This is a genomic window from Undibacterium sp. Ji42W (genome assembly GCF_049340405.1).
Lineage (GTDB): Bacteria > Pseudomonadota > Gammaproteobacteria > Burkholderiales > Burkholderiaceae_D > Undibacterium.
Map to the genome: position 1 here is coordinate 31,964 of NZ_JBMPOV010000006.1, position 19,624 is coordinate 51,587.

The 19,624-nt window shown below is 52.0% G+C and carries 19 protein-coding genes; 11 read left to right on the top strand and 8 right to left on the bottom strand.

The annotated features are described in order from the left end of the window. Positions 1–71: 71 nt before the first annotated feature. Together ACO0LG_RS14085 and ACO0LG_RS14090 are read left to right on the top strand one after the other, a co-directional pair. Entirely contained in the window at positions 72–845 is a 774-nt protein-coding gene (locus tag ACO0LG_RS14085) for a helix-turn-helix transcriptional regulator (RefSeq protein WP_423027989.1), read from the top strand. 40 nt (positions 846–885) lie between these two features. Continuing rightward, a complete protein-coding gene (locus ACO0LG_RS14090; protein WP_162043759.1) occupies positions 886–1,329 on the top strand; it encodes a DUF962 domain-containing protein in 444 nt (147 codons plus the stop codon). 14 nt (positions 1,330–1,343) lie between these two features. Here ACO0LG_RS14090 and ACO0LG_RS14095 read toward each other — a convergent pair whose 3' ends face one another. After that, a complete protein-coding gene (locus ACO0LG_RS14095) occupies positions 1,344–2,627 on the bottom strand; it encodes a diguanylate cyclase domain-containing protein (protein ID WP_423027329.1) in 1,284 nt (427 codons plus the stop codon). 263 nt (positions 2,628–2,890) lie between these two features. On the opposite strand from ACO0LG_RS14095, the gene pabB reads away from it, so the two are divergent. The 6 genes from pabB to ACO0LG_RS14125 all read left to right on the top strand — a co-directional run bounded on the left by pabB (position 2,891) and on the right by ACO0LG_RS14125 (position 10,366). Further along, positions 2,891–4,771: an aminodeoxychorismate synthase component I gene (gene pabB / locus ACO0LG_RS14100; RefSeq protein WP_423027331.1), complete on the top strand. Its 1,881-nt coding sequence runs from the start codon at positions 2,891–2,893 to the stop codon at positions 4,769–4,771. 247 nt (positions 4,772–5,018) lie between these two features. Further along, positions 5,019–6,182 (top strand): ABC transporter substrate-binding protein, encoded by a 1,164-nt coding sequence (locus ACO0LG_RS14105; protein ID WP_423027333.1) that lies wholly within the window; start codon positions 5,019–5,021, stop codon positions 6,180–6,182. A gap of 131 nt (positions 6,183–6,313) precedes the next feature. After that, positions 6,314–7,363, top strand: coding sequence for a branched-chain amino acid ABC transporter permease (locus ACO0LG_RS14110; RefSeq protein WP_423027335.1), 1,050 nt, complete (start codon positions 6,314–6,316; stop codon positions 7,361–7,363). Beyond that, positions 7,363–9,180: an ABC transporter permease subunit gene (locus ACO0LG_RS14115; RefSeq protein ID WP_423027337.1), complete on the top strand. Its 1,818-nt coding sequence runs from the start codon at positions 7,363–7,365 to the stop codon at positions 9,178–9,180. Before ACO0LG_RS14110 ends, ACO0LG_RS14115 begins: the two co-directional genes overlap by 1 nt. Continuing rightward, on the top strand, positions 9,180–10,001 hold the full coding sequence (locus ACO0LG_RS14120; RefSeq protein ID WP_423027339.1) for an ABC transporter ATP-binding protein: 822 nt from the start codon (positions 9,180–9,182) through the stop codon (positions 9,999–10,001). Before ACO0LG_RS14115 ends, ACO0LG_RS14120 begins: the two co-directional genes overlap by 1 nt. Continuing rightward, positions 10,001–10,366: an SLOG family protein gene (locus ACO0LG_RS14125; protein ID WP_423027341.1), complete on the top strand. Its 366-nt coding sequence runs from the start codon at positions 10,001–10,003 to the stop codon at positions 10,364–10,366. Before ACO0LG_RS14120 ends, ACO0LG_RS14125 begins: the two co-directional genes overlap by 1 nt. A 9-nt stretch (positions 10,367–10,375) precedes the next feature. Here ACO0LG_RS14125 and ACO0LG_RS14130 read toward each other — a convergent pair whose 3' ends face one another. From ACO0LG_RS14130 to ACO0LG_RS14140, 3 genes are read right to left on the bottom strand one after another with little or no spacing between them, the layout of a single operon-like run. Further along, positions 10,376–10,819, bottom strand: coding sequence for a response regulator (locus ACO0LG_RS14130; protein WP_423027343.1), 444 nt, complete (start codon positions 10,817–10,819; stop codon positions 10,376–10,378). 20 nt (positions 10,820–10,839) lie between these two features. Next, positions 10,840–12,774 (bottom strand): ATP-binding protein, encoded by a 1,935-nt coding sequence (locus ACO0LG_RS14135; protein ID WP_423027345.1) that lies wholly within the window; start codon positions 12,772–12,774, stop codon positions 10,840–10,842. After that, on the bottom strand, positions 12,771–13,553 hold the full coding sequence (locus ACO0LG_RS14140) for a response regulator transcription factor (protein WP_423027347.1): 783 nt from the start codon (positions 13,551–13,553) through the stop codon (positions 12,771–12,773). The genes ACO0LG_RS14135 and ACO0LG_RS14140 overlap by 4 nt, the downstream gene beginning before the upstream one ends. Before the next feature lie 143 nt (positions 13,554–13,696). Between ACO0LG_RS14140 and ACO0LG_RS14145 the strand changes: the two genes are divergently transcribed. The 3 genes from ACO0LG_RS14145 to ACO0LG_RS14155 all read left to right on the top strand — a co-directional run bounded on the left by ACO0LG_RS14145 (position 13,697) and on the right by ACO0LG_RS14155 (position 15,334). Next, entirely contained in the window at positions 13,697–14,191 is a 495-nt protein-coding gene (locus ACO0LG_RS14145; RefSeq protein WP_423027349.1) for an SgcJ/EcaC family oxidoreductase, read from the top strand. Positions 14,192–14,357: 166 nt separating this feature from the next. Continuing rightward, positions 14,358–14,750: a VOC family protein gene (locus tag ACO0LG_RS14150; RefSeq protein ID WP_423027351.1), complete on the top strand. Its 393-nt coding sequence runs from the start codon at positions 14,358–14,360 to the stop codon at positions 14,748–14,750. 185 nt (positions 14,751–14,935) lie between these two features. Continuing rightward, positions 14,936–15,334 (top strand): SHOCT domain-containing protein, encoded by a 399-nt coding sequence (locus tag ACO0LG_RS14155; protein ID WP_423027353.1) that lies wholly within the window; start codon positions 14,936–14,938, stop codon positions 15,332–15,334. A gap of 387 nt (positions 15,335–15,721) precedes the next feature. On the opposite strand, the gene ACO0LG_RS14160 is transcribed toward ACO0LG_RS14155, so the two are convergent. The 4 genes from ACO0LG_RS14160 to ACO0LG_RS14175 form a co-directional block, all read right to left on the bottom strand. After that, entirely contained in the window at positions 15,722–16,543 is an 822-nt protein-coding gene (locus ACO0LG_RS14160) for a spermidine synthase (RefSeq protein ID WP_423027355.1), read from the bottom strand. Between the two features lie 40 nt (positions 16,544–16,583). After that, complete coding sequence (locus ACO0LG_RS14165; protein ID WP_423027357.1) at positions 16,584–17,228, bottom strand: glutathione S-transferase family protein; 645 nt, start codon at positions 17,226–17,228, stop codon at positions 16,584–16,586. A 44-nt stretch (positions 17,229–17,272) separates the two neighbouring features. After that, a complete protein-coding gene (locus ACO0LG_RS14170) occupies positions 17,273–18,031 on the bottom strand; it encodes a HesA/MoeB/ThiF family protein (RefSeq protein WP_423027359.1) in 759 nt (252 codons plus the stop codon). A gap of 62 nt (positions 18,032–18,093) precedes the next feature. Then, positions 18,094–19,614 (bottom strand): S41 family peptidase, encoded by a 1,521-nt coding sequence (locus ACO0LG_RS14175; RefSeq protein ID WP_423027361.1) that lies wholly within the window; start codon positions 19,612–19,614, stop codon positions 18,094–18,096. Between the last annotated feature and the right edge of the window lie 10 nt (positions 19,615–19,624).

Consider the following 19,624-nt stretch of genomic DNA (forward strand, 5'->3'; position numbering starts at 1 on the left):
TGATTGCACTTCATCGCTAGCTGACGCATCATAGCCCTTGTTTGATTTATACAAGATGCCGATTGCCCTTGATGAAGCCGCCCCAGCAACCCGGACGTTTATTTCTATGGCGCGGAGCCGCCCTGGTGGTTTCGCCAGGCATAGATTCGTCCCTGCATACCCATTTTGCACTGCAACTGACTTATGGCCTGGAGCGGTCGTTCCGTGTTCGCCTGCAGGCAGACCATGAGTGGACAGAAACCCGCAGTGCCAACTTTGCCCCGCATGATGCCCATCAGATAGAGAGTGATGGCGGCATGCTGGCGCATCTGTTCCTGGAGATGCCAGAGGCAGTGAAATGGGGTGGGACAGATTTGCAGGCGGCATTCGGGGCTCTGCCAGAATTTCAGGCGCTAGCCGCCGGTCTGGCCGACGACCACCATCAATCACTGGACATGGTAACAGCGCTGCATATACGTCAAGTCTGGCAAGCCTGTGCCTTGCCGCGCAGCCAGAACAATAGCTCGCTCGATAGCCGCATCCTCAGCGCACTCGATGCGATCGCCGCCAGCCATGGCGCAGATTGCAATGGCGAGAGCCTGGCCAGACTCGTGCATTTATCCGAAAGCCGCTTCACCCATTTATTTCGCCAGCAAACCGGTATGTCCCTGTCACGTTATCTGCTATGGTCACGGATGGTGGATGCGGTGGCGGCAGTTGCGCAAGGCAATAATATGACAGCGGCTGCGCATGCATCTGGCTTTGCCGACCTGGCGCACATGAGTCGCACCTTCCGCAGCATGATGGGGGTAGCACCCTCAGAATTGCACAGGATGGCGATTGCGTTCAAGCAGGATGCTCATTGATGGATTACTCTGGGTATATAACAATACTTTGGAGACCCTCATGCAACAAGCCAATTCCAGACAGATAGAGCAATTGCTGGCCAAATACAGCGAAAGCCATCTGAACCCTACTAATGAACTGATCCACTTTGTCTGTGTACCCGTGATCGTGCTGTCCTTCCTTGGCCTGATCTGGGCTGTACACCCTATGGCGGCACTTGCTGTTACTGTTATTTCGCTGATTTATTACACGACACTCTCGGTGCCGTTTGCCGTAGGCATGCTGGGAATGTCGGGCACGATGTTGTGGATACTCTCGCAACTGCCACAACACCTGATGTGGCAAATTTCACTGGGAATTTTTGTGGTCGCCTGGATAGGCCAGTTCATCGGCCACAAGATAGAAGGCAAGAAACCTTCTTTCTTTGATGACTTGCGCTATTTGCTGATCGGCCCTTTGTTTGTACTGAGCTTTTTATATCGTCGTCTGCATATTGCGTATTGAGCATCAGATCAGCATCAGATGCTGAGTTGCACTGCCTGAGAAGTCTTGGGCAAGTCTTTGCTATACAGGCGCCATGTATTGCGGCCAGCGGCCTTGGCGGCTTTCAGTGCAATATCAGCATGATGCAAAAATAGCCGCTGCTCTTTGGCATGCAGGGGGCAGCAGGCTATGCCTACACTGGCACTCAACAAGATTTGCTGGCCGCGCAAGGTCATGGGCTGGTTGATGGCCTTGACCAGCCGGTCTGCCAGTTGCTCTACCACTTCCAGGCTGCCCACATTGGGCATGATGGCGGCAAATTCATCGCCATCGACACGGCATAGCGTATCAGTACTGCGCAATACACCGCACAGGCGGTTGGCCATGGTCGCCAGGATCAGGTCACCGGCGTCATAGCCAAAGCTTTCACTAAGCCCCTTGAAATGGTCCAGATCAATGAACATCAGGGCGGCGATTTCATTATTGGTGACGGCATCTTCAAGGCAATTGCTGAGCAATCTGTGGAAGTAGTGGCGGTTAGGCAGCTTGGTCAGGCTGTCATGATTATTTAAAATGGCCAGGCGGCTGTCGGCTTCGCGCCTTTCCCTGGCTTCGCTTTGCATGTCGTTTTCCCAGGCCTCCATCCTTGCCAGCATGAGATTGAAATGCATGTTCAGGCTGCCAAGTTCGTGTTCCGGGTCTTGTGGTGCGCGCAAGCTGTAATCGCCCAGTGTTGCCACTTTTTCAGCAATGACGCTTAATTCCATGATCGGTTGCATGGAACGTAACTGCTTGTTCGTCAGCCAGTAAGCTGCCAGCACAGTAATAAACACAGACAGGAAAGCGGCAATCAAAAAGAACAACAGAATATGCTGGTACAGCGGCCAGGTACTTATTTGCAACTGAACCTGACCTATCACTGTAGTGCCGTTCAGCACCGGGCTAATCGCGCTGAAACTGCCGGGGTAATAATCCACCGCATGGCGCCTCAGCAAAGTCGTGGCCTCTACACCACTTGTCTTGATCAACTGGCCCTGGGAATTCCAGGCCAATATGGGCTGGCCATGCCTGTCATAGACATAGGCAGTCTGCATGTCTGGTGTATTGGTAGCATTCAACAGCAGGCTTTGTAATTGCCGCATATCATTGGCTATCATCGCGTCTGCCATATTGCTGGCGAGGATGTCAGATTTATACAGGGCCTCTGAACGCAGGTTTCTTTGCAAAAGATAAGCAGACAGTACCAGTCCCAAGATCAAGGCAGCCAACATCGCCAGCGCGATTGCCTGCAAATTCTTGCGAAAAATGCGTTTTGCCATTGGTAACCTGAAGTAAGTGTTTTGCATGAGAGATATTGCGAATTGCCCTGTGGGAAGTGCTGTTTGTCTTGAATAACAGCGACTATACCTATGTGCCAGAATCATGTCATAAAAAAGTGCCATGGCACTAGAACGCATCTCATCCTTATTGATGAAATGAGTTCTATACTTCTGTCTTGATTGGCGTTTTTGTGCATCGCTTTATGCAGAAGCAGGCATCTGCGGGTACACTGCGGCACATCTTTATGTTAGCTTGAATCCGCGTGTCAGATTTTTCCAACAATCCTGTCCTGCCATTTCCTCTCCCTCAGCCTGGGGAATGCTTTGCCCTGCTTGATGATGCTCACGCAGAGCGGGCACAATCGCGCTACTACTGCGATTTGCTCGGCGTGCTGACTTGCAGTACAGCGCAGCAATGGCCGGCCTTGTGGCGTGATGCAGAGCAGGCATTGCAAAGGGGCAGATTTGCGCTGGCATTGCTGTCATATGAAAGCGGCGCACAATTGCAAGGTATTGCTGAGCATGACGGACACGCAGCAGCCGCTGTATCACGCATACTCCTGTTCCGGCAATGTCATATTTTGGATAGCCAGCAAGTCACTGCTTTTTTGCAGGCGCAAGAAGCACCGCACACCATTGCCGGAATCGCAGACATACAGCCCAGTGTCGATGCCAGCCAGTTCGAGGCAGGCATCGCCAGGGTCAGGGAATACATCGCTGCCGGTGACACTTACCAGGTCAATTACACTTACCGCCTGCGTTTTGACAGCTATGGCCCGCCCGCCGCACTCTACAGCCGCTTGCGCCAGCGCCAGCCCGTGCCTTACGGTGCGCTGATCTGCCTGCCTGATGGCGAGGCAGTCGTTTCGCTGTCACCAGAATTATTCGTGCGCCAGCAGCAGGGTAAATTGCTGGCTCGCCCCATGAAGGGCACGGCAGCGGCAACTGGCGATGCAGAGCAAGACCAGCGCCTGGCGACAGAACTTGCTGCCGACAGCAAGAACCGCGCAGAAAATCTCATGATCGTTGATTTGCTGCGTAACGACCTCGGGCGCATCGCCAACACCGGCACGGTCAGGGTACCCAAATTATTTGAGGTCAAGCGCTTTTCCAGTGTGCTGCAAATGACTTCAACTGTAGAAGCCGATTTGCAGCAAGGCCTGGATCTGGAAAAGATACTGACAGCCCTGTTTCCCTGTGGCTCGATTACCGGAGCACCCAAGCACCGCACCATGCAGATCATCCGTGAGCTTGAGACCGAGCCGCGTGGTTTGTATACCGGTGCCATAGGCTGGTTCGATCCGCCAGCACAGCCAGGCGCATTGGGCGATTTTTGCCTGTCTGTACCTATACGCACTCTGCAACTACAAGTCCCCGTTAATAGTGCAGAGCCAGTCTTGCGCCGCGGTGTGCTCGGGGTAGGTGCTGGCATCGTGTATGACAGTGTGGCACAGGACGAATATGCAGAATGCCATTTAAAGGCACGCTTCCTGACCGGACTGCCACCTCAGTTTGAACTGTTTGAAACCATGTACGCAACGCAGGAAGAAGGCTGCCGTCACCAATCACGGCATCTGCAACGCCTGCAGACATCTGCACAGTATTTTGGTTTTGCCTGGAACCAGCAGCAGATGAGATCAGTATTGCAACAAACATGCGATGCCCTGCCTGCCAACCTGCCACACAGGTTGCGCCTCGCACTGAAGCCGGATGGCGAACTTGAAGTGCGAACTGCGCTACTGACCAGCATGCCAGAGCAGCCCAAGGTCATGCTGGCGACAACTGCCAGTGATAGCCATAATCTGTTCCTGCGCCATAAGAGCAGCTTGCGCCAGCAATATGACCAGGCCTGGCAGGCTGCAGAGCAACACGGTGCATTTGACATGTTGTTTTTTAACGAAAAAGGGCATTTGACCGAAGGTGGCCGCAGTACAGTCTTGCTGAAGCTCAATGGCAAATGGCTGACACCGCCACTTGAAGATGGTGTCTTACCCGGTATCATGCGGGCGATTTTGCTAGAAGACAGGCGTTACCAACTGACTGAGCAAGTCCTGACGCTGCCAGACTTGCAGGCGGCAGAGCAAATCATGCTGTGCAATTCCCTGCGTGGTGCTTTTGTTGTTGATTTGATTGAAATAGATTAACTAAGTGTATTCAAGACTTGTTTTGCTGGCAAGAAAGCTGACATGACTTGCCTATCTGAAGTATAAAGATAAATTACGCTCACAACTTTGATCTGGAAAATTGATCCAGCTTAAATATTGTGCCTGCACGAAGGAAAGGTTACACTGGAAAAAAATTAACCGACCAAGCGGTCGGCAAATTGCATTCTTATTCATATTGTTTGGTAATGATTAATAGTGCAGATAATCGCAAAACAGGAGACTACCCATGAAGAAACGGTTTTTACTGGCGGCATTGCCTGCCATGTTATCGCTGGTACTGGCAACAAATGCTTATGCGCAGATCAAGGTTGGCGTCAATGTGTCGGCCACTGGCCCCGCAGCTTCTCTGGGTATCCCTGAAAAGAATACCTTCGCCCTGCTGCCCAAGGAAATCGCCGGCAAGAAGGTGGAATACATCGTACTTGATGATGCATCTGATACCACGACCGCTGTCAAGAATGCCCGCAAGCTGATAGCTGAAGACAAGGTTGATATCTTGCTCGGCTCCACTATCACGCCGAATTCCCTGGCCATGGTTGATGTGGCAGCAGAAAATGAAACGCCGATGATCTCGATGGCGGCTTCTTCGGCGATTATTTCGCCTGTTGATTCCAAGCGTTACTGGGTATTCAAAACGCCGCAGAATGATTCACATATGTCCACCGCGATCACCGGGCACATGAACGATGCTGGCGTCAAGACTGTTGCATTTATTGGTTTTGCCGATGCCTATGGTGAAGGCTGGTACAAAGAATTTTCCAAGATTGCTGAATTGCGCAAGCTCAAAGTGGTTGCCAATGAGCGCTTTGCCCGCAGCGATACATCAGTCACCGGTCAGATACTCAAAATCCTGGCGACCAATCCTGATGCAGTCTTGATTGCCGGTGCCGGTACGCCAGCAGCGCTGCCACAAAAGACCTTGAAAGAACGCGGCTACAAGGGCAAGATTTACCAGACTCACGGTGTCGCCAATAACGACTTCCTGCGTGTCTGTGGCAAGGATTGTGAAGGCACCTGGTTGCCAGCAGGCCCATTGCTGGTGGCTGAGCAATTGTCCAATGATAATCCCGTCAAGAAATCTGCCATGCGCTATGTCAAGGCGTATGAAAAAGAATATGGCGCAGGTTCTGTTTCCACCTTTGGCGGTCATGCCTGGGATGCCAGCCTGTTGCTGGAATCTGCAGCGACTGTGGCGTTGAAAAAGGCACAGCCAGGTACTAAAGAATTCCGCGCTGCCTTGCGCACAGCTTTGGAAAATACGGTCAACCTGCCAGTCTCGCATGGCATCGTCAATATGACGGACACTGACCATCTGGGTTTCGACCAGCGTTCCCGCGTCATGGTACAAATCGTCAATGGCAAATGGAAATTGATCGGTCAGGCCAACTGATTTATCGATGATTTATCAAGGGAGCCGCGGCTCCCTTTTTGTTCGGCCCAAAGTCTGGGCAAACTGCTAGTACAGTCAATGTACGCAAGATCAGTCAGGCAAGATCAAGCACGTAAGAAAGTCAGGTTGACATGGATTTTTCAATTGCCGCCATCCTCGCTCAGGATGGTATTACCAGTGGTGCCATCTATGCCTTGCTGGCTTTGGCGCTGGTGCTGGTGTTTTCCGTTACACGGATTATTTTCATACCCCAAGGTGAATTTGTCGCCTTTGGTGCACTCAGCCTGGCTGCGATACAGTCGGGCAAGTTCCCGCATTCTGCCAGCCTGTTGCTGGCCTTTGGCTTGCTCTGCCTGGGCAAGGAAATTTATGCACAGTTGCGCGCCAAGCAGCCAGTCAATGCCAAGGTGCTCGCCTTGTCCGCAGGCAAGCTGCTGTTGTTTCCACTGGCTGTCTGGCTACTCGCACGCAATGTCAACGCGCAGGAATGGCCGTTGTTTGCCCAGGTATTGTTGGCACTGGCGATAGTCGTACCCATGGGGCCCATGATCTACCGCCTGGCTTATCAACCACTTGCAGAAGCCAGCACCCTGGTCTTGCTGATTGTTTCTGTCGGCGTGCATTTTGCCCTGACCGGTATGGGCCTGGTGATGTTCGGTGCCGAAGGTTCACGCACTACCGCTTTCAGCGATGCCCGTTTTGAACTCGGTGCCATGCAGATATCTGGCCAGAGCCTGGTAGTGATTGCGGTCTCAGCCTTGTTGATAGGGGCATTGTATTTCTATTTTGAACGCAGTCTGTCTGGCAAGGCTTTGCGGGCTACCGCCGTCAACCGCCTGGGCGCACAATTGGTGGGCATAGGTACTACCCAGGCTGGTCGTCTGGCGTTTACCCTGGCCGCAGCCATGGGAGCATTGTGCGGCGTACTGATCGCCCCGATGACCACGGTGTACTACGATGGCGGATTTTTGATTGGCCTTAAAGGCTTTGTCGGTGCCATCGTCGGTGGCCTGGTGTCTTATCCGGTCGCCGCCGCGGGTGCCTTGTTGGTGGGTTTGCTGGAATCATATTCGTCTTACTGGGCCAGTGCCTATAAGGAGGTGATTGTATTTACTCTGATTATCCCGGTATTGCTGTGGCGTTCGCTCTCCAGCAAACATACTGATGAGGATGAAGAATAATGAAACAACTCATCAAACACGGTAAATGGATATTGCTGGCGCTGGTGTTGCTGTTCCCCTTGGTGCCGGTACCCGAATTCTGGATCACCCTGGCCAATTACATCGGTCTGTATGCCATCGTTGCGCTTGGCCTGGTCTTGCTGACCGGGGTAGGGGGTATGACCTCTTTTGGGCAGGCGGCTTTTGTTGGACTGGGTGCTTACTCTACAGCCTATCTGAGCACGGCCCTCGGTTATTCACCCTGGCTGGGTTTGCTGGCTGGCCTGGTGCTGACGATGGTGGCAGCGCTTGCAATCGGCTTGATTACCATGCGCCTGTCTGGCCATTACCTGCCACTGGGGACGATTGCCTGGGGCCTGTCGCTGTTCTTCCTCTTCGGTAATCTGGAATTTCTTGGCAAATATGATGGTCTCAATGGCATACCTGCGATAGAAATCGCTGGCTTCAAGCTCGACAGCGGCCGCAGCATGTTCGGCCTGATCTGGGTGATTTTGCTGCTGGCGATCGTCGCGGTACAAAACCTGCTGCAATCCCGTCCTGGCCGTGCCATACGCGCACTCAAAGGTGGTGGCGTCATGGCAGAAGCCATGGGTGTCAATACCGCACGCATGAAGGTCATCATCTTCGTCATCGCTGCCATGCTGGCGAGCGTCTCTGGCTGGCTGTATGCGCATTTGCAGCGCTCGGTCAATCCCACGCCATTTGGTTTGAATGCCGGCATTGAATACCTGTTCATGGCCGTGGTTGGTGGTGCTGGCCATGTCTGGGGCGCACTGTTAGGCTCAGCCCTGCTGACCCTGCTGAAAGACAAATTGCAAAGCATCTTGCCTGCACTGTTGGGCGCGAATGGCAATTTTGAAGTCATCGTGTTTGGCGTCTTGCTGGTCTTATTGCTGCAACGCGCCCGTGATGGTGTCTGGCCTTATTTAGCGAGCTGGAGCAAGTGTCTGTTTGCCAAATGGATGCCAGAAGATCAGGGTATACAGGTAGCCGCAGGTGCGGCGCTATTGCCAGTACGTGCCAAACCGCCAGTCGATACCGTTATCCTCGAAATCGACAAGGCGCGCAAGCAATTTGGTGGCCTGGTTGCTGTCAATGATATGCAGTTCACTGTCAGCGCTGGCCAGATTGTTGGCCTGATAGGCCCTAATGGTGCAGGCAAATCGACCATGTTCAACCTGGTCACCGGCGTCTTGCCTTTGACCAGCGGTGCCGTGCGTTTTTACCGTGATGGCACATTGCAGGATATCGCCAACCTGCCTTCGCGTGAAATCGTCAAGCTGGGCATAGGCCGCAGCTTCCAGCATGTGCGTTTGCTGGCCAGCATGACGGTACTCGAAAACGTTGCGATCGGTGCCCATCTGCGGGCCAAGGGCGGCGATGTCATGGAAGTCATCGCCAGCATCTTGCGGCGTGATAGCAAGGTAGAAAATTCCTTGCTGGCTGAGGCAAAAAAACAGCTTGAACGTGTAGGCCTTGCCCATCTGATCAATGAAGAAGCAGGCAGCCTGGCATTGGGCCAGCAACGCATACTGGAAATCGCCAGAGCCTTGTGTTGCGACCCCAGTCTGCTGTTGCTGGATGAACCAGCCGCCGGCTTACGCTATAAAGAAAAACAGGAATTGGCCGAACTCTTGCGCAAACTGCGTGCTGAAGGCATGAGTATCCTGCTGGTTGAGCATGACATGGATTTCGTCATGAACCTGACGGATCAACTGGTGGTCATGGAATTCGGTACCAAGATTGCCGAAGGCTTGCCACAAGAAGTACAACAGAATCCAGCTGTGCTGGAAGCATATCTGGGTGGGATAGACTGATGACGACAAATTCTACAGAAACGGAAGCACAATCAGACGCAGGGGCGCCAGTCATTCTGGCGACGACTTCATTGTCGGAACCTGCCTTATTACAAACCAAGGACCTGCAAGTGTTTTATGGCAAGGTCGAGGCGTTGCAGCCCGCCAATATACGTGTCGGCGCCGGACAAATCGTTACCGTCATCGGTCCAAACGGTGCTGGCAAATCCACCATGCTCAATGCCATCGCCGGTGCCCTGCCCGCGACGGGCAGTGTGCGCGGTCAGATATTATTGGCTGACAAAAACCTGGCCAGCGTCAGCATAGAAAACCGCGTTGCACAAGGCATGTCACTGGTGCCAGAAAAACGCGAGTTGTTCGCCAGCATGAAAGTGGAAGACAATCTCTTGCTCGGTAGTTACCGCCGCTACCAGGCAGGTGAAAAAAACTATGCCGACCAGCTCGATGTCGTGTTCGATCTCTTCCCGCGCCTGAAAGAAAGACGGACGCAAGAAGCAGGGACATTGTCAGGCGGTGAACGCCAGATGCTGGCGGTAGGCCGCGCCCTCATGGCCAAGCCGCAATTGCTGATGCTGGATGAGCCCAGCCTCGGTCTGGCACCGTTGATTGTCAAGGAAATTTTCCACATCATCCAGCGTCTCAAGCAAACCGGCGTTGCCATTTTGCTGGTGGAACAAAATGCCCGCGCTGCCTTGCAGGTGGCCGACTATGCCTATGTGCTGGAAACCGGACAAATAGCGCTTGAAGGCGATGCCGCAGAACTGACCAATGACCAGCGTGTCATAGATACCTACCTGGGCTTGGCCAAGAAAAATCACTAGTGAGAGTATTGATCACAGGTGCCACCAATTGGGACAGCCAGGTCGCAATCCGACGCGAACTGGCCCAACTGCCACCAGATACCATCATCGTGACCGGCGATACGCCCGGTATAGATGCCCACGCCAAAGCAGTCGCAGCGGAATTGGGCTTTACTGTTGAGGCCATGAAAAAAACCAATGCCGACTACCGCGCATTTCCTGGTGAAGGATGGAAGGGCTTGAATGTCAGAATGCTGACAACGGGCATAGACCTGGTTTTGGCGTTCCATACCGATTACGGCAAACCTGGTTGCGCCCGCGGCACGCAACATGCTGTCGAACTTGCTGAGCAGGCAAAGATACCAGTCAAGATATTTACTCAGTAAGAATGTCGCCTAGTCCGGCTTCAGATGCCACGGCGGTAAAGGTGTTTCGTTCGGGATGAGTGCATGCAGGCGTTTGTACAGCAGACGCGTTTCCAGCAAATTCGAGATTCTCAACAGGGATTCGATAAAGTCGAAAGGCTTGGTCAAAAAATCCTTTGCGCCCAATGCCAGCGCCCGGTGCTTGGCTTCCGGCATGACATCAGCTGTTAAGACCATGACAGGCCGGAAATCATTTTTCGGCGTGCACCTGGCTAATTGCTCCAGTACAGCATAACCATCGAACTCTGGCATCATCAAATCCAGCAAGACCAAGTCAGGGTCGAATGCGATAACCAGATCGAGCGTGCGGGTCGGGTCTGTCGTGCTGACGATGTTGCTGAAGCCTTCACGCGTCAATATTTTTTCGAGTAACTGCACATTATCGATCTCGTCATCGACAATCAGAATTCGCATGGCAAGTATGTCTGAGGCATTCATGGCAAAAGACGATTCAAAGTAGAAAAGAACAGAGCAACATCCAGCGGTTTGGTCAGGTAGTCATTGGCACCGCCAGCCTTCAGTCTATGTATGGTAGTCGCCAGCGCATCCGCACTGAGTATAACCACAGGTATGTCTTTCAAGCTGGCTGACGCGCGTACCTCTTGCAAGACTTCTTCCCCCGACATATCAGGTAATTGCAGGTCCAGCAATATCAGGTCTGGCCTTAGCTGTTGCGCCATGTGCAGACCCTCTACCCCATTTTTTGCGCTGAAAAGTTGTACATGCTTGCTGCGCGCCAGCAGTATTTCTATCAATACCAGGTTGGATGAATGATCTTCGATATACAGTATGCTGCAAGGGCGATGCAAAGTCGCCAGTTCTGTGATCACTTGCCTGCATCCTTCTTCTGGCAGCGCTGCCTGTGCGATTGGCAAGTTGACCCAGAATTGACTGCCTTGTCCTTCTAGGCTGGACATGCCGATCCCGCCCCCCATTGCCTGCGCCAATTGCATGGATACTACCAGGCCCAGACCATTGCCTTCTACCGGTTTGTGTTCTGCGCCCAAGCGGTCAAACGGAGTGAATAAGCGCTTTTGCATATCTGTGGCGATGCCTATGCCACTATCCACCACCAGCAACTGCACTTGCGTTGCTGTAGCATGCACGCTCAGCGTGACTGTGCCGTTTTCCTTATTGTATTTGACAGCGTTGGACAGGAGATTGAGTATTACTTGCAGCAGGCGCTTGCGGTCTGCAAGCAAATAGATATCACTGGTTTTTTCTGAACCTGTCAAGACGATATTCCTGACATGGGCCAGTGGCGCAATCAGCAACAATGCTTCGCGCAAGAGCCCGTTTGCTTCGACTGGTTCGAGTGATAATTGCAGATGACCGGTTTCTATGCGGGCGATATCAAGTACTTCATCAATCAGGGCCAGCAAGTGGTGGCCACCTTTCAGAATATGGTCCAGGCTTTGCTGGGCATCTTTGGCATGGATATCCAGTTGCAGCAATTGCGCAAAACCGAGTATGGCATTTAGCGGTGTGCGTAATTCGTGGCTGGTGCGGGACAGGAATTCAGTCTTGGATTGATTGGCGCGCTCGGCTTCTTGCCGCGCTTTTTGCACTTCTTCTGTACGGGCAGCCAGCAAATGGCTGGTACGCACCATACGGTGAGAGAGTTGCCCCAGTTCGTCATTTGCTGCTGCGAGCGGTGTCAGTGTCTTGCCGTGTTCGAGGCGGCCCGCATTGTCCGTCAATTGATGTACCCGCCGCACGATACCGGTAGAAAATAACAGGCTGGTCAACAGTGCACCCAGTACACCAGCAATGGCTGCTGAGGCTGTCACGATCATGGTGAGATCATATACTTTATTTGCCTGGCGAACGCTTTGCTGCCGCAACTGCTCTTCCCTTACCAGCATGGTATCGATATGGACACGCAAATCATCCAGCACTTTTTTATTCATAACCAGCGCCTGTGTTAATTTTTCAGGCGGGGATGCAGATCCTATATTGATCAGTTCCACCAGACCATCACGTTTTTTGACGGCCAGAGCCGACAGTGCATTCAAAAGTTCTGTTTGCTGTCTGTCGCGAATTTGCTCCCTTAGGCGTTGCAAGGTTTTTGGTAGTTCAGTCTCACTGATTTGGTAGGGCCTCAAAAAATTCTCATACCCCGTCAGCAAATAGCCGCGCACCCCGGTTGCTGCTTCTGCCAGCAGTGTATGCACTTCCTGGATATCGCGCTGTATCTGTATCGTGCGTTGCACGTTTTCTTGTGCGCGCTTGGCTTGTACGCCCATCAGGTAACCGGATACCAGGGTGCCTAGCAAGACCATGATAGGTACGGCGATCACGATCAGTCCCTTGATCCGCAAGGGACGGTCTGCCCACCAGTGCATAGCAAGCTTGAATATTTTTGTCATGATGGTCTGGCTGGGGAGATGTCAGACGTGCCGGATGTACCGAGGCCAAGTTCAACCGCCAGGGCGGCAACCTGCGTTCTGTCCTGCAGCGCTAGCTTATGTATGATGCGTTCTACATGGATTTTCACCGTGCCTCTGGCGATGCCTAACCTGTCGCCTATATCCGCATTGGTCAGGCCATGCGGTAGCCAAGACAGTACTTCCCGCTCGCGTGCTGTGAGCAGGCCAGAAATTTGCTTGATGCGGTCATTCAGCTGCGGGTTGGCTGTGGCGGGTGATTCATGCAAGGACAGCGCCAGTATGTTGGCCAGTGTGCCTAGCGTCAGCATGTCGGCAGGCGCAGGTTTTGCCAACTGCTTGCGGTTGATCAGCACCAATATCCCGTGGGCGCGACCCTGCCTGATCAATGGGAACAATAATTCCAGTCCTGCCACGCCGCCCGCCGGCAACAATAAGCGGCTGACGCTGTTTTGCCTGATCATCACTTTTGCATCCGGTTTCAGCATGGCTGACAAGATACCCTGCACAGGGAAGCGCGTGCCATGCGGCAAGACGGGCCCTTTTGACACATGCACGCGCAAGGCCCCGGCGTCTTCCATCAGCACGGCACAAGCTTCAAAAGCCGAAAACTCCAGCGTATAGGCAAGCACGGCTGAGATGGCTGATTCTTGCCCTTCGGCCAATACCCGGCCAGCATCGTGCAACAGGCGCAGGCGCGCGAGATTGGCCTGGTTGTCGCGATATTGTTGGCGTAAAGAATGGGTAGTGTCCGAGGGCATGGTATTCATATTGATTAGTATATGCCATCTGGCATATAGAGTGCTAGGCCACCTGGCTGATGGCAGGACTTGCGCCCTGACTCATGATGAGCCCAACCTCGCAGAAAGAGGTGGACATGTATTCTAACCAAAGGAAATATGAAATGAAAAACCTGTTCTTTGTGATGGCCTTGCTCGCCAGTGGCACAGCTTTCGCAGAAGCACCTCCCAAGAAATATGACCAGCTAGCTACCGCACCTGCCAGTGCAGCAGAAATGGAAATTGCTGGCTTGTTTGATCGCTGGAATGCCGCACTTGCAACTGGTAAGCCAGCAGAAGTCGTGAAACTGTATGCATCGAACGGCATCTTGCAACCCACAGTGTCGAATAAAATTCGTGCGACGCCGGAAGAAATTGAAGAATACTTTGAGCATTTCCTGTTGCTCAAACCTAAGGGCACCATCAATTACCGTCAAATCCGGTTGTTCGGTGCAAACACGGCGCTGGATAGCGGTGCCTATACCTTTGATATAGTCAAGGAAGGCAAGCCGGCAAAGGTGCGGGCGCGCTATACCTATGTCTATGAGAAGATCAAAGGCGACTGGAAAATCGTCAATCATCATTCCTCAGCCATGCCGGAGTTTGTTGAAGAAAAATAAATCCAGGTTTGGCTTTACCTATCTGTAGTCTGAAACTTGGCGCTAACCACGTAAAAAACTGCCCATGTGTTTTGTATAACACATGGGCAGTTTTTTTTAGGTGATTGAGATACAATTTAAAGCTGTGAATATTCTTGTTTTGACATCATCAGCCAAGGAAGCACTTATGATCTCCCATGTATCGATAGGCATACACGATTTCGACAAGTCTTATGCGTTTTATTCTGCATTGATGGCAGAGCTGGGTCTGGTGTTGAAATTCAAGGACGCCGCTGAACCCTGGGCAGGCTGGATGGCTGCCGACCAGCCACGCCCGTTGTTTGTCATTGGCAAGCCCTTCAACGGCGAACCAGCCAGGTACGGTAATGGGCAGATGGTGGCATTGCTGGCGGCATCACGCGCAACGGTGAGACGTGCCTATGAAGCCGCGCTGGCGCAGGGAGGCACCTGCGAGGGGCCACCAGGGCTGCGTCTGCACTATCATCCCAATTATTATGGCGCATATTTCCGCGATCCTGATGGCAACAAACTTTGTGTTTGCTGCCATCATCCAGAATAACCAGGCATCTATTCCAGGATAACAATACAAAGGAGTTGAGTTAGATGTATGTATTGGCATCTCCTTCTTAATAGCTATTTTTGACAATTACTCCTATGCGCGCTTGGCTCATTTGTTCTCTCTTACTGTTGTGCACAGCCTGTGCATCAAATTCTGGTGTGCAGTCAATTGGGAGGGACACCTATATGGTGTCGCGCCAGGCTGCGACGGGGTTTTCTGGTTCTGGCACATTGAAGGCCGAGGTTTTTCAGGAGGCAAGCCAGTATTGTGAGAAATTGGGTAAGCCTTTACACGTTGTGGGTTTGCAAGAAGCTCGCCCACCCTATGTTTATGGCAATTTCCCCAAAGCAGAAATACAGTTTATGTGCTCGAATGAGGGCGGTGCTGAGTCCAATCACCCCAAGATCAAGAAAACAGCGGACACTGTGGTTGAATTCAGGATTGATAGCAACGCAAGAGTTGATGTGCCGAATTCTAAAGACATCTATTCAGAATTGCTCAAGCTGGAAAATTTGCGAAAGCAAGGGATACTTACTGATGCAGAATTCCAGGCGCAAAAAAGCAAGTTACTGAATGGGAGTTGATGTAGTTCATCTGTCAGTATTCACTGCGATCAGGTCAATGTATTCCATTTTTTGTACAAGAAATGGCCTCTATTTACCAATCCCTGGAAAAACCATCGCTGTCCATTACGTCGTCTTTGGCCGCCTTTAGTCAACGCCGGATGACGCCAATTAACGTCGTTCCACAATTGTGCAAGATCGCGCAAGCATATCTCTTGCTCAGCAAGAGTTTGCGCGTGAGAGGGCAAGCAAAAAAAATGTAGTGCGCACGCAAAGATAGCGAAAAAGCGTGCAAGACCCTTTGCCGTAAAAGTTAAACACATAACGATAGGGTGTTGAAAACGACGGGGAAATGAGATGAAAAATGTCAATACATCCGCCCATAAATGCCAACAGAATTATTTCACATCAGGCATGCTCAATCATCCATTCTTTTAAACCATTCACCCATTTCGCTGCGGGTAATTTATAGGCCAGGCGTATCGCGGTTGCGCGCTCATACAGGTCTTCAAAATCTACTGCGGGAGCTTGTTTGAAGGCGATGACAACCGTGTTAGCGTCATGTACCAGTGGCAGCCAGACCACGGCATCAAAAGCCTCTTGCAGTGCGGCGATATTGGCATTGCAGTTGGCGCGGTAATTTTGTGGATTGCCAAACAGGTTGACGGTCAACATGCCATCTTCATTCAAGGTATCAGCACAGGCCTGGTAAAACGCAGCACTGCCTAGTGCTGGCGCTTCGGCAGCTGCATCATACAAATCAATTTGCAAGACATCGGCCTGGCCGTGGTTGGTGTTGTCGTTGACATAGTCCAGCGCATTCATGCACAGGACTTGCAGGCGTTCATTATTGACTGGCAACTTGAAATGCTGGTGACAGGCAGTGATCACTTTATGGTTGAGTTCCACTGCCGTGACTTTCGCTTCTGCAAAATTGCGGTAGCAAAACTTGGTCAGTGACCCTGCTCCCAGGCCCAGTTGCACGATGTGTTGCGGCTTGCGTGAATTTTCATGCTTGAACAACATCCACATCATCATCTGCTGTACATATTCCAGCTCTATCTGGTCAGGCATGGCCATGCGCATGGCACCCTGGATGGCATCAGAGGAAAGATGCAGGGTTCGCACACCCTGGTATTCAGCGATGGTGATTTCAGGCAGCCCTGTGCTGACTAGCTGATTTGCCTTGTACAAATTCAAGCCCATTTTTTGCATTAATTTTTTCAGCATGAATTTTTAAATATGCATTTCCAGGCATTCATTGCAGTTATCAAGCCTGGGTTCTAGGCCAGGGTTCCAGTCCTTCGATTTTCACCATCTCTTGCCAGCTCGGGCGGGCAATAATCAGTTGCGCGAGTTTGTTCAGTGCCGGCCATTGCGTTGCCGGGCGTGGCATATTGCGTGACCAGCGCATCAGCATGGTCAATTGCAGGTCAGCGCCGGAAAAAGTTTCGCCCAGCAGGTAAGGGCCATTCTTGCTCAGATGCAGGTCAAGCTGATCCCAGATGGCGGTGATACGTTTTTGCAAGGCCGCTTTACTGGCTTCACTATGCTCGGCAAAACCTAGTTCGGCGGGATAGAACCAGGCACGGAAAGCAGATTGCAGACTGCCGCTGAGGAAGACTATCCATTGCCGCCACAGATCGCGTTCAACGGTGCCAGCGGCAGGTGCAAGGCCAGCTTGGGGGTGGCGTTCTGCCAGCAGCATCAGCAAGGCGGCGGATTCCAGATAAGGACGGTTATCGATGACCAGGGTAGGCACGACACCATTCGGGTTCAGGCGCAGGTAATCGGGATCTTTTTGCTGGTTCTTTTCTACATCGACCAGTTTCAATTCATTGGCAGCACCAATTTCCAGTAAGGCCAGATGAACGACCATGCTGGCGGTACCGGGGCAATAGTAAAGAGAATACATACAGTCCTTGATGAGGTTTTGAAGTGTAGTTGTAAAGTACGGGTTCAGTCTGGATTGGTTTGTCCGCAAACAGTACATTGCGTATTCTTGCTGATGCCTATGCTGTTCCATTCCATGCGCAGGGCATCCAGCAACAGCAGGCGGCCCGATAGTGCCTGGCCTATGCCCATGATGACTTTCAGGGCTTCGGCGGCCTGCATGCTGCCTATGATGCCCACCAGCGGTGAAAATACGCCCATGCTGGAACACAATACTTCTTCAAATGGCTGATCAGGCGGGAACAGGCAGGCATAACAGGGCGAAGCCTCGTCACGGCTGTCAAACACGCTGATCTGGCCATCGAAGCTGATGGCAGCGCCCGATACCAGCGGCACGCCAAATTTGACACAGGCGGCATTCACGGCATGGCGGGTAGCGAAATTGTCGCAACAGTCGAGCACGATGCTAGCCTGGCTGACCAGTTCTTCCAGCCGCGCATCGGCAGCCCGCTCCTGCAAGGCAATGATATTTATTTCAGGGTTGATAGATTCCAGCGTGTGTTTGCCTGAGCCAACCTTGGCCATGCCCACGGCTGCCGTGGTGTGCATGATCTGGCGTTGCAGATTAGTCAGATCGACATTGTCATTATCAACCAGGGTGATCGTGCCGACACCGGCACTGGCCAGGTACATGGCAGCAGGTGAACCCAGACCACCGGCACCGATGATGAGTGCATGTGCTTCCGTGATTTTTTGCTGACCTTCTATACCTATCTGGTCCAGCAAGATGTGACGGGAATAGCGTAAGAGTTGCTGATCGTTCATCGTCGTAAAAAAGGCCGCTGTTGGAGTAAGCGGCCTTTCTTATTTAAAGTTAATTTCAGGGTTTATTTTTTCTTGCTATCGGTCTTGTGCTCGGTCTTGTGATCGGCTTTCTCGGTTTTGACTGGCTTGTCAGCTTCTTTGCTGCTGTCTTTGCCATCCTTGCCTTCTTTATCAATAACCTTGGCTTCAGTGATCTTGACTGGCAAGCCTTTCAGGTGGTTCAGAGCCTGGGCCAGCTGGAAGTCTTCTGCACCACCGTATTCCAGAGGCTTGCTCTTTTTCGCCAGTGCAAGCAGGCGTTGCTCTTCTTCAGCTTCATCGACTTTTGGACGGGCGACTTCTTTTTCCTTGTCATTCGTCAAATGTTTTTGCAAGTCAGCTTCACGCGCACGCAAACCATTGAAACCATCACCATCTGCGGTTTCTTCGACGTTCAGATCAGGGACGATGCCTTTGGCCTGGATGGAACGGCCATTTGGCGTGTAGTAACGTGCTGTGGTCAATTTAACGGCAAAGTCTGGATTGCTGCTATTGAACGGGAAGCGGATGATGGATTGCACCGATCCCTTGCCAAAGCTTTGCGTGCCCAGGATGGTCGCACGTTTATAGTCTTGCAGGGCACCCGCCACGATTTCCGAGGCAGATGCAGAGCCGGTGTTGATCAGCACGACCATGGGTACTTTTTTGACCGCTTCTGGCAATTTGCTCAGCGGGTCGCTCAGCGTCGCCCTGTCGTAGTCCTGGCGGCGGGCAAAATAAGTTACTTTTTGATCTGCCATCTGACCATTGGTGGACACAACCGGCACTTCCTTGGGCAGGAAGGCGGCAGACACGCCAATGGCACTATCGAGCACACCACCCGGGTCATTGCGCAAATCGAGTACCAGTCCCTTCAAATTCGGGTCTTGTGCATACAGGCCCTGGATTTTCTTGGACATGTCGTCGGTGGTTGGTACCTGGAACTGGGAAACCCTGATCCATGCATAGCCAGGCTCGACGATTTTTGCCTTGACGCTTTGCTGCTTGATCAGTTCACGGGTAATCGTGACGACGATGGGTTTTTCTTCACTCTTGCGGTAAATCGTCAGCGTGATCTTGGTATGCGGTTCACCACGCATTCTCTTGACGGCTTCATCCAGCGTTAGGCCTTTAACCGGCTCAGAATCAAGCTTGGTAATCAAGTCGCCGGATTTCAGATTCGCGCGATAGGCAGGAGAATCTTCAATAGGGGAAATGATTTTCACATAGCCGTCTTCCATACCGACTTCTATGCCCAGGCCAACAAACTTGCCTTGTGTGCTTTCATTCAGTTCCTTGTAGGCTTTCTTGTCAAGATACACTGAATGCGGGTCGAGAGAACCGACCATGCCAGAGATGGCATCCTTGATCAGTTTTTTGTCTTCGACTGGCTCGACATAGGCAGATTTGATCAATCCGAATACGTTAGTCAGGTCTTTTAGCTCCTCGAAAGGAAGTGTCTCCGCAGTACCCTTTTGTGCCACTGCAGAAAATTGCATGGAAACTGCCACACCCGCAATCATGCCGAGTCCAATTAAACCGAAATTCTTGAATTTGCTGCCCATGATTCACCTA

Bases quoted from the DNA above. Each gene is read 5' to 3' on its own strand.
- ACO0LG_RS14110 (WP_423027335.1), top strand. From the start codon at position 6,314: ATGGATTTTTCAATTGCCGCCATCCTCGCTCAGGATGGTATTACCAGT.
- ACO0LG_RS14090 (WP_162043759.1), top strand. From the start codon at position 886: ATGCAACAAGCCAATTCCAGACAGATAGAGCAATTGCTGGCCAAATAC.
- ACO0LG_RS14105 (WP_423027333.1), top strand. From the start codon at position 5,019: ATGAAGAAACGGTTTTTACTGGCGGCATTGCCTGCCATGTTATCGCTG.
- ACO0LG_RS14135 (WP_423027345.1), bottom strand. From the start codon at position 12,774: ATGACAAAAATATTCAAGCTTGCTATGCACTGGTGGGCAGACCGTCCC.
- ACO0LG_RS14175 (WP_423027361.1), bottom strand. From the start codon at position 19,614: ATGGGCAGCAAATTCAAGAATTTCGGTTTAATTGGACTCGGCATGATT.
- ACO0LG_RS14140 (WP_423027347.1), bottom strand. From the start codon at position 13,553: ATGCCCTCGGACACTACCCATTCTTTACGCCAACAATATCGCGACAAC.
- ACO0LG_RS14095 (WP_423027329.1), bottom strand. From the start codon at position 2,627: ATGGCAAAACGCATTTTTCGCAAGAATTTGCAGGCAATCGCGCTGGCG.
- ACO0LG_RS14085 (WP_423027989.1), top strand. From the start codon at position 72: ATGAAGCCGCCCCAGCAACCCGGACGTTTATTTCTATGGCGCGGAGCC.
- ACO0LG_RS14145 (WP_423027349.1), top strand. From the start codon at position 13,697: ATGAAAAACCTGTTCTTTGTGATGGCCTTGCTCGCCAGTGGCACAGCT.
- ACO0LG_RS14115 (WP_423027337.1), top strand. From the start codon at position 7,363: ATGAAACAACTCATCAAACACGGTAAATGGATATTGCTGGCGCTGGTG.
- ACO0LG_RS14165 (WP_423027357.1), bottom strand. From the start codon at position 17,228: ATGTATTCTCTTTACTATTGCCCCGGTACCGCCAGCATGGTCGTTCAT.
- ACO0LG_RS14120 (WP_423027339.1), top strand. From the start codon at position 9,180: ATGACGACAAATTCTACAGAAACGGAAGCACAATCAGACGCAGGGGCG.
- ACO0LG_RS14150 (WP_423027351.1), top strand. From the start codon at position 14,358: ATGATCTCCCATGTATCGATAGGCATACACGATTTCGACAAGTCTTAT.
- ACO0LG_RS14130 (WP_423027343.1), bottom strand. From the start codon at position 10,819: ATGCGAATTCTGATTGTCGATGACGAGATCGATAATGTGCAGTTACTC.
- ACO0LG_RS14155 (WP_423027353.1), top strand. From the start codon at position 14,936: ATGGTGTCGCGCCAGGCTGCGACGGGGTTTTCTGGTTCTGGCACATTG.
- ACO0LG_RS14160 (WP_423027355.1), bottom strand. From the start codon at position 16,543: ATGCTGAAAAAATTAATGCAAAAAATGGGCTTGAATTTGTACAAGGCA.
- ACO0LG_RS14170 (WP_423027359.1), bottom strand. From the start codon at position 18,031: ATGAACGATCAGCAACTCTTACGCTATTCCCGTCACATCTTGCTGGAC.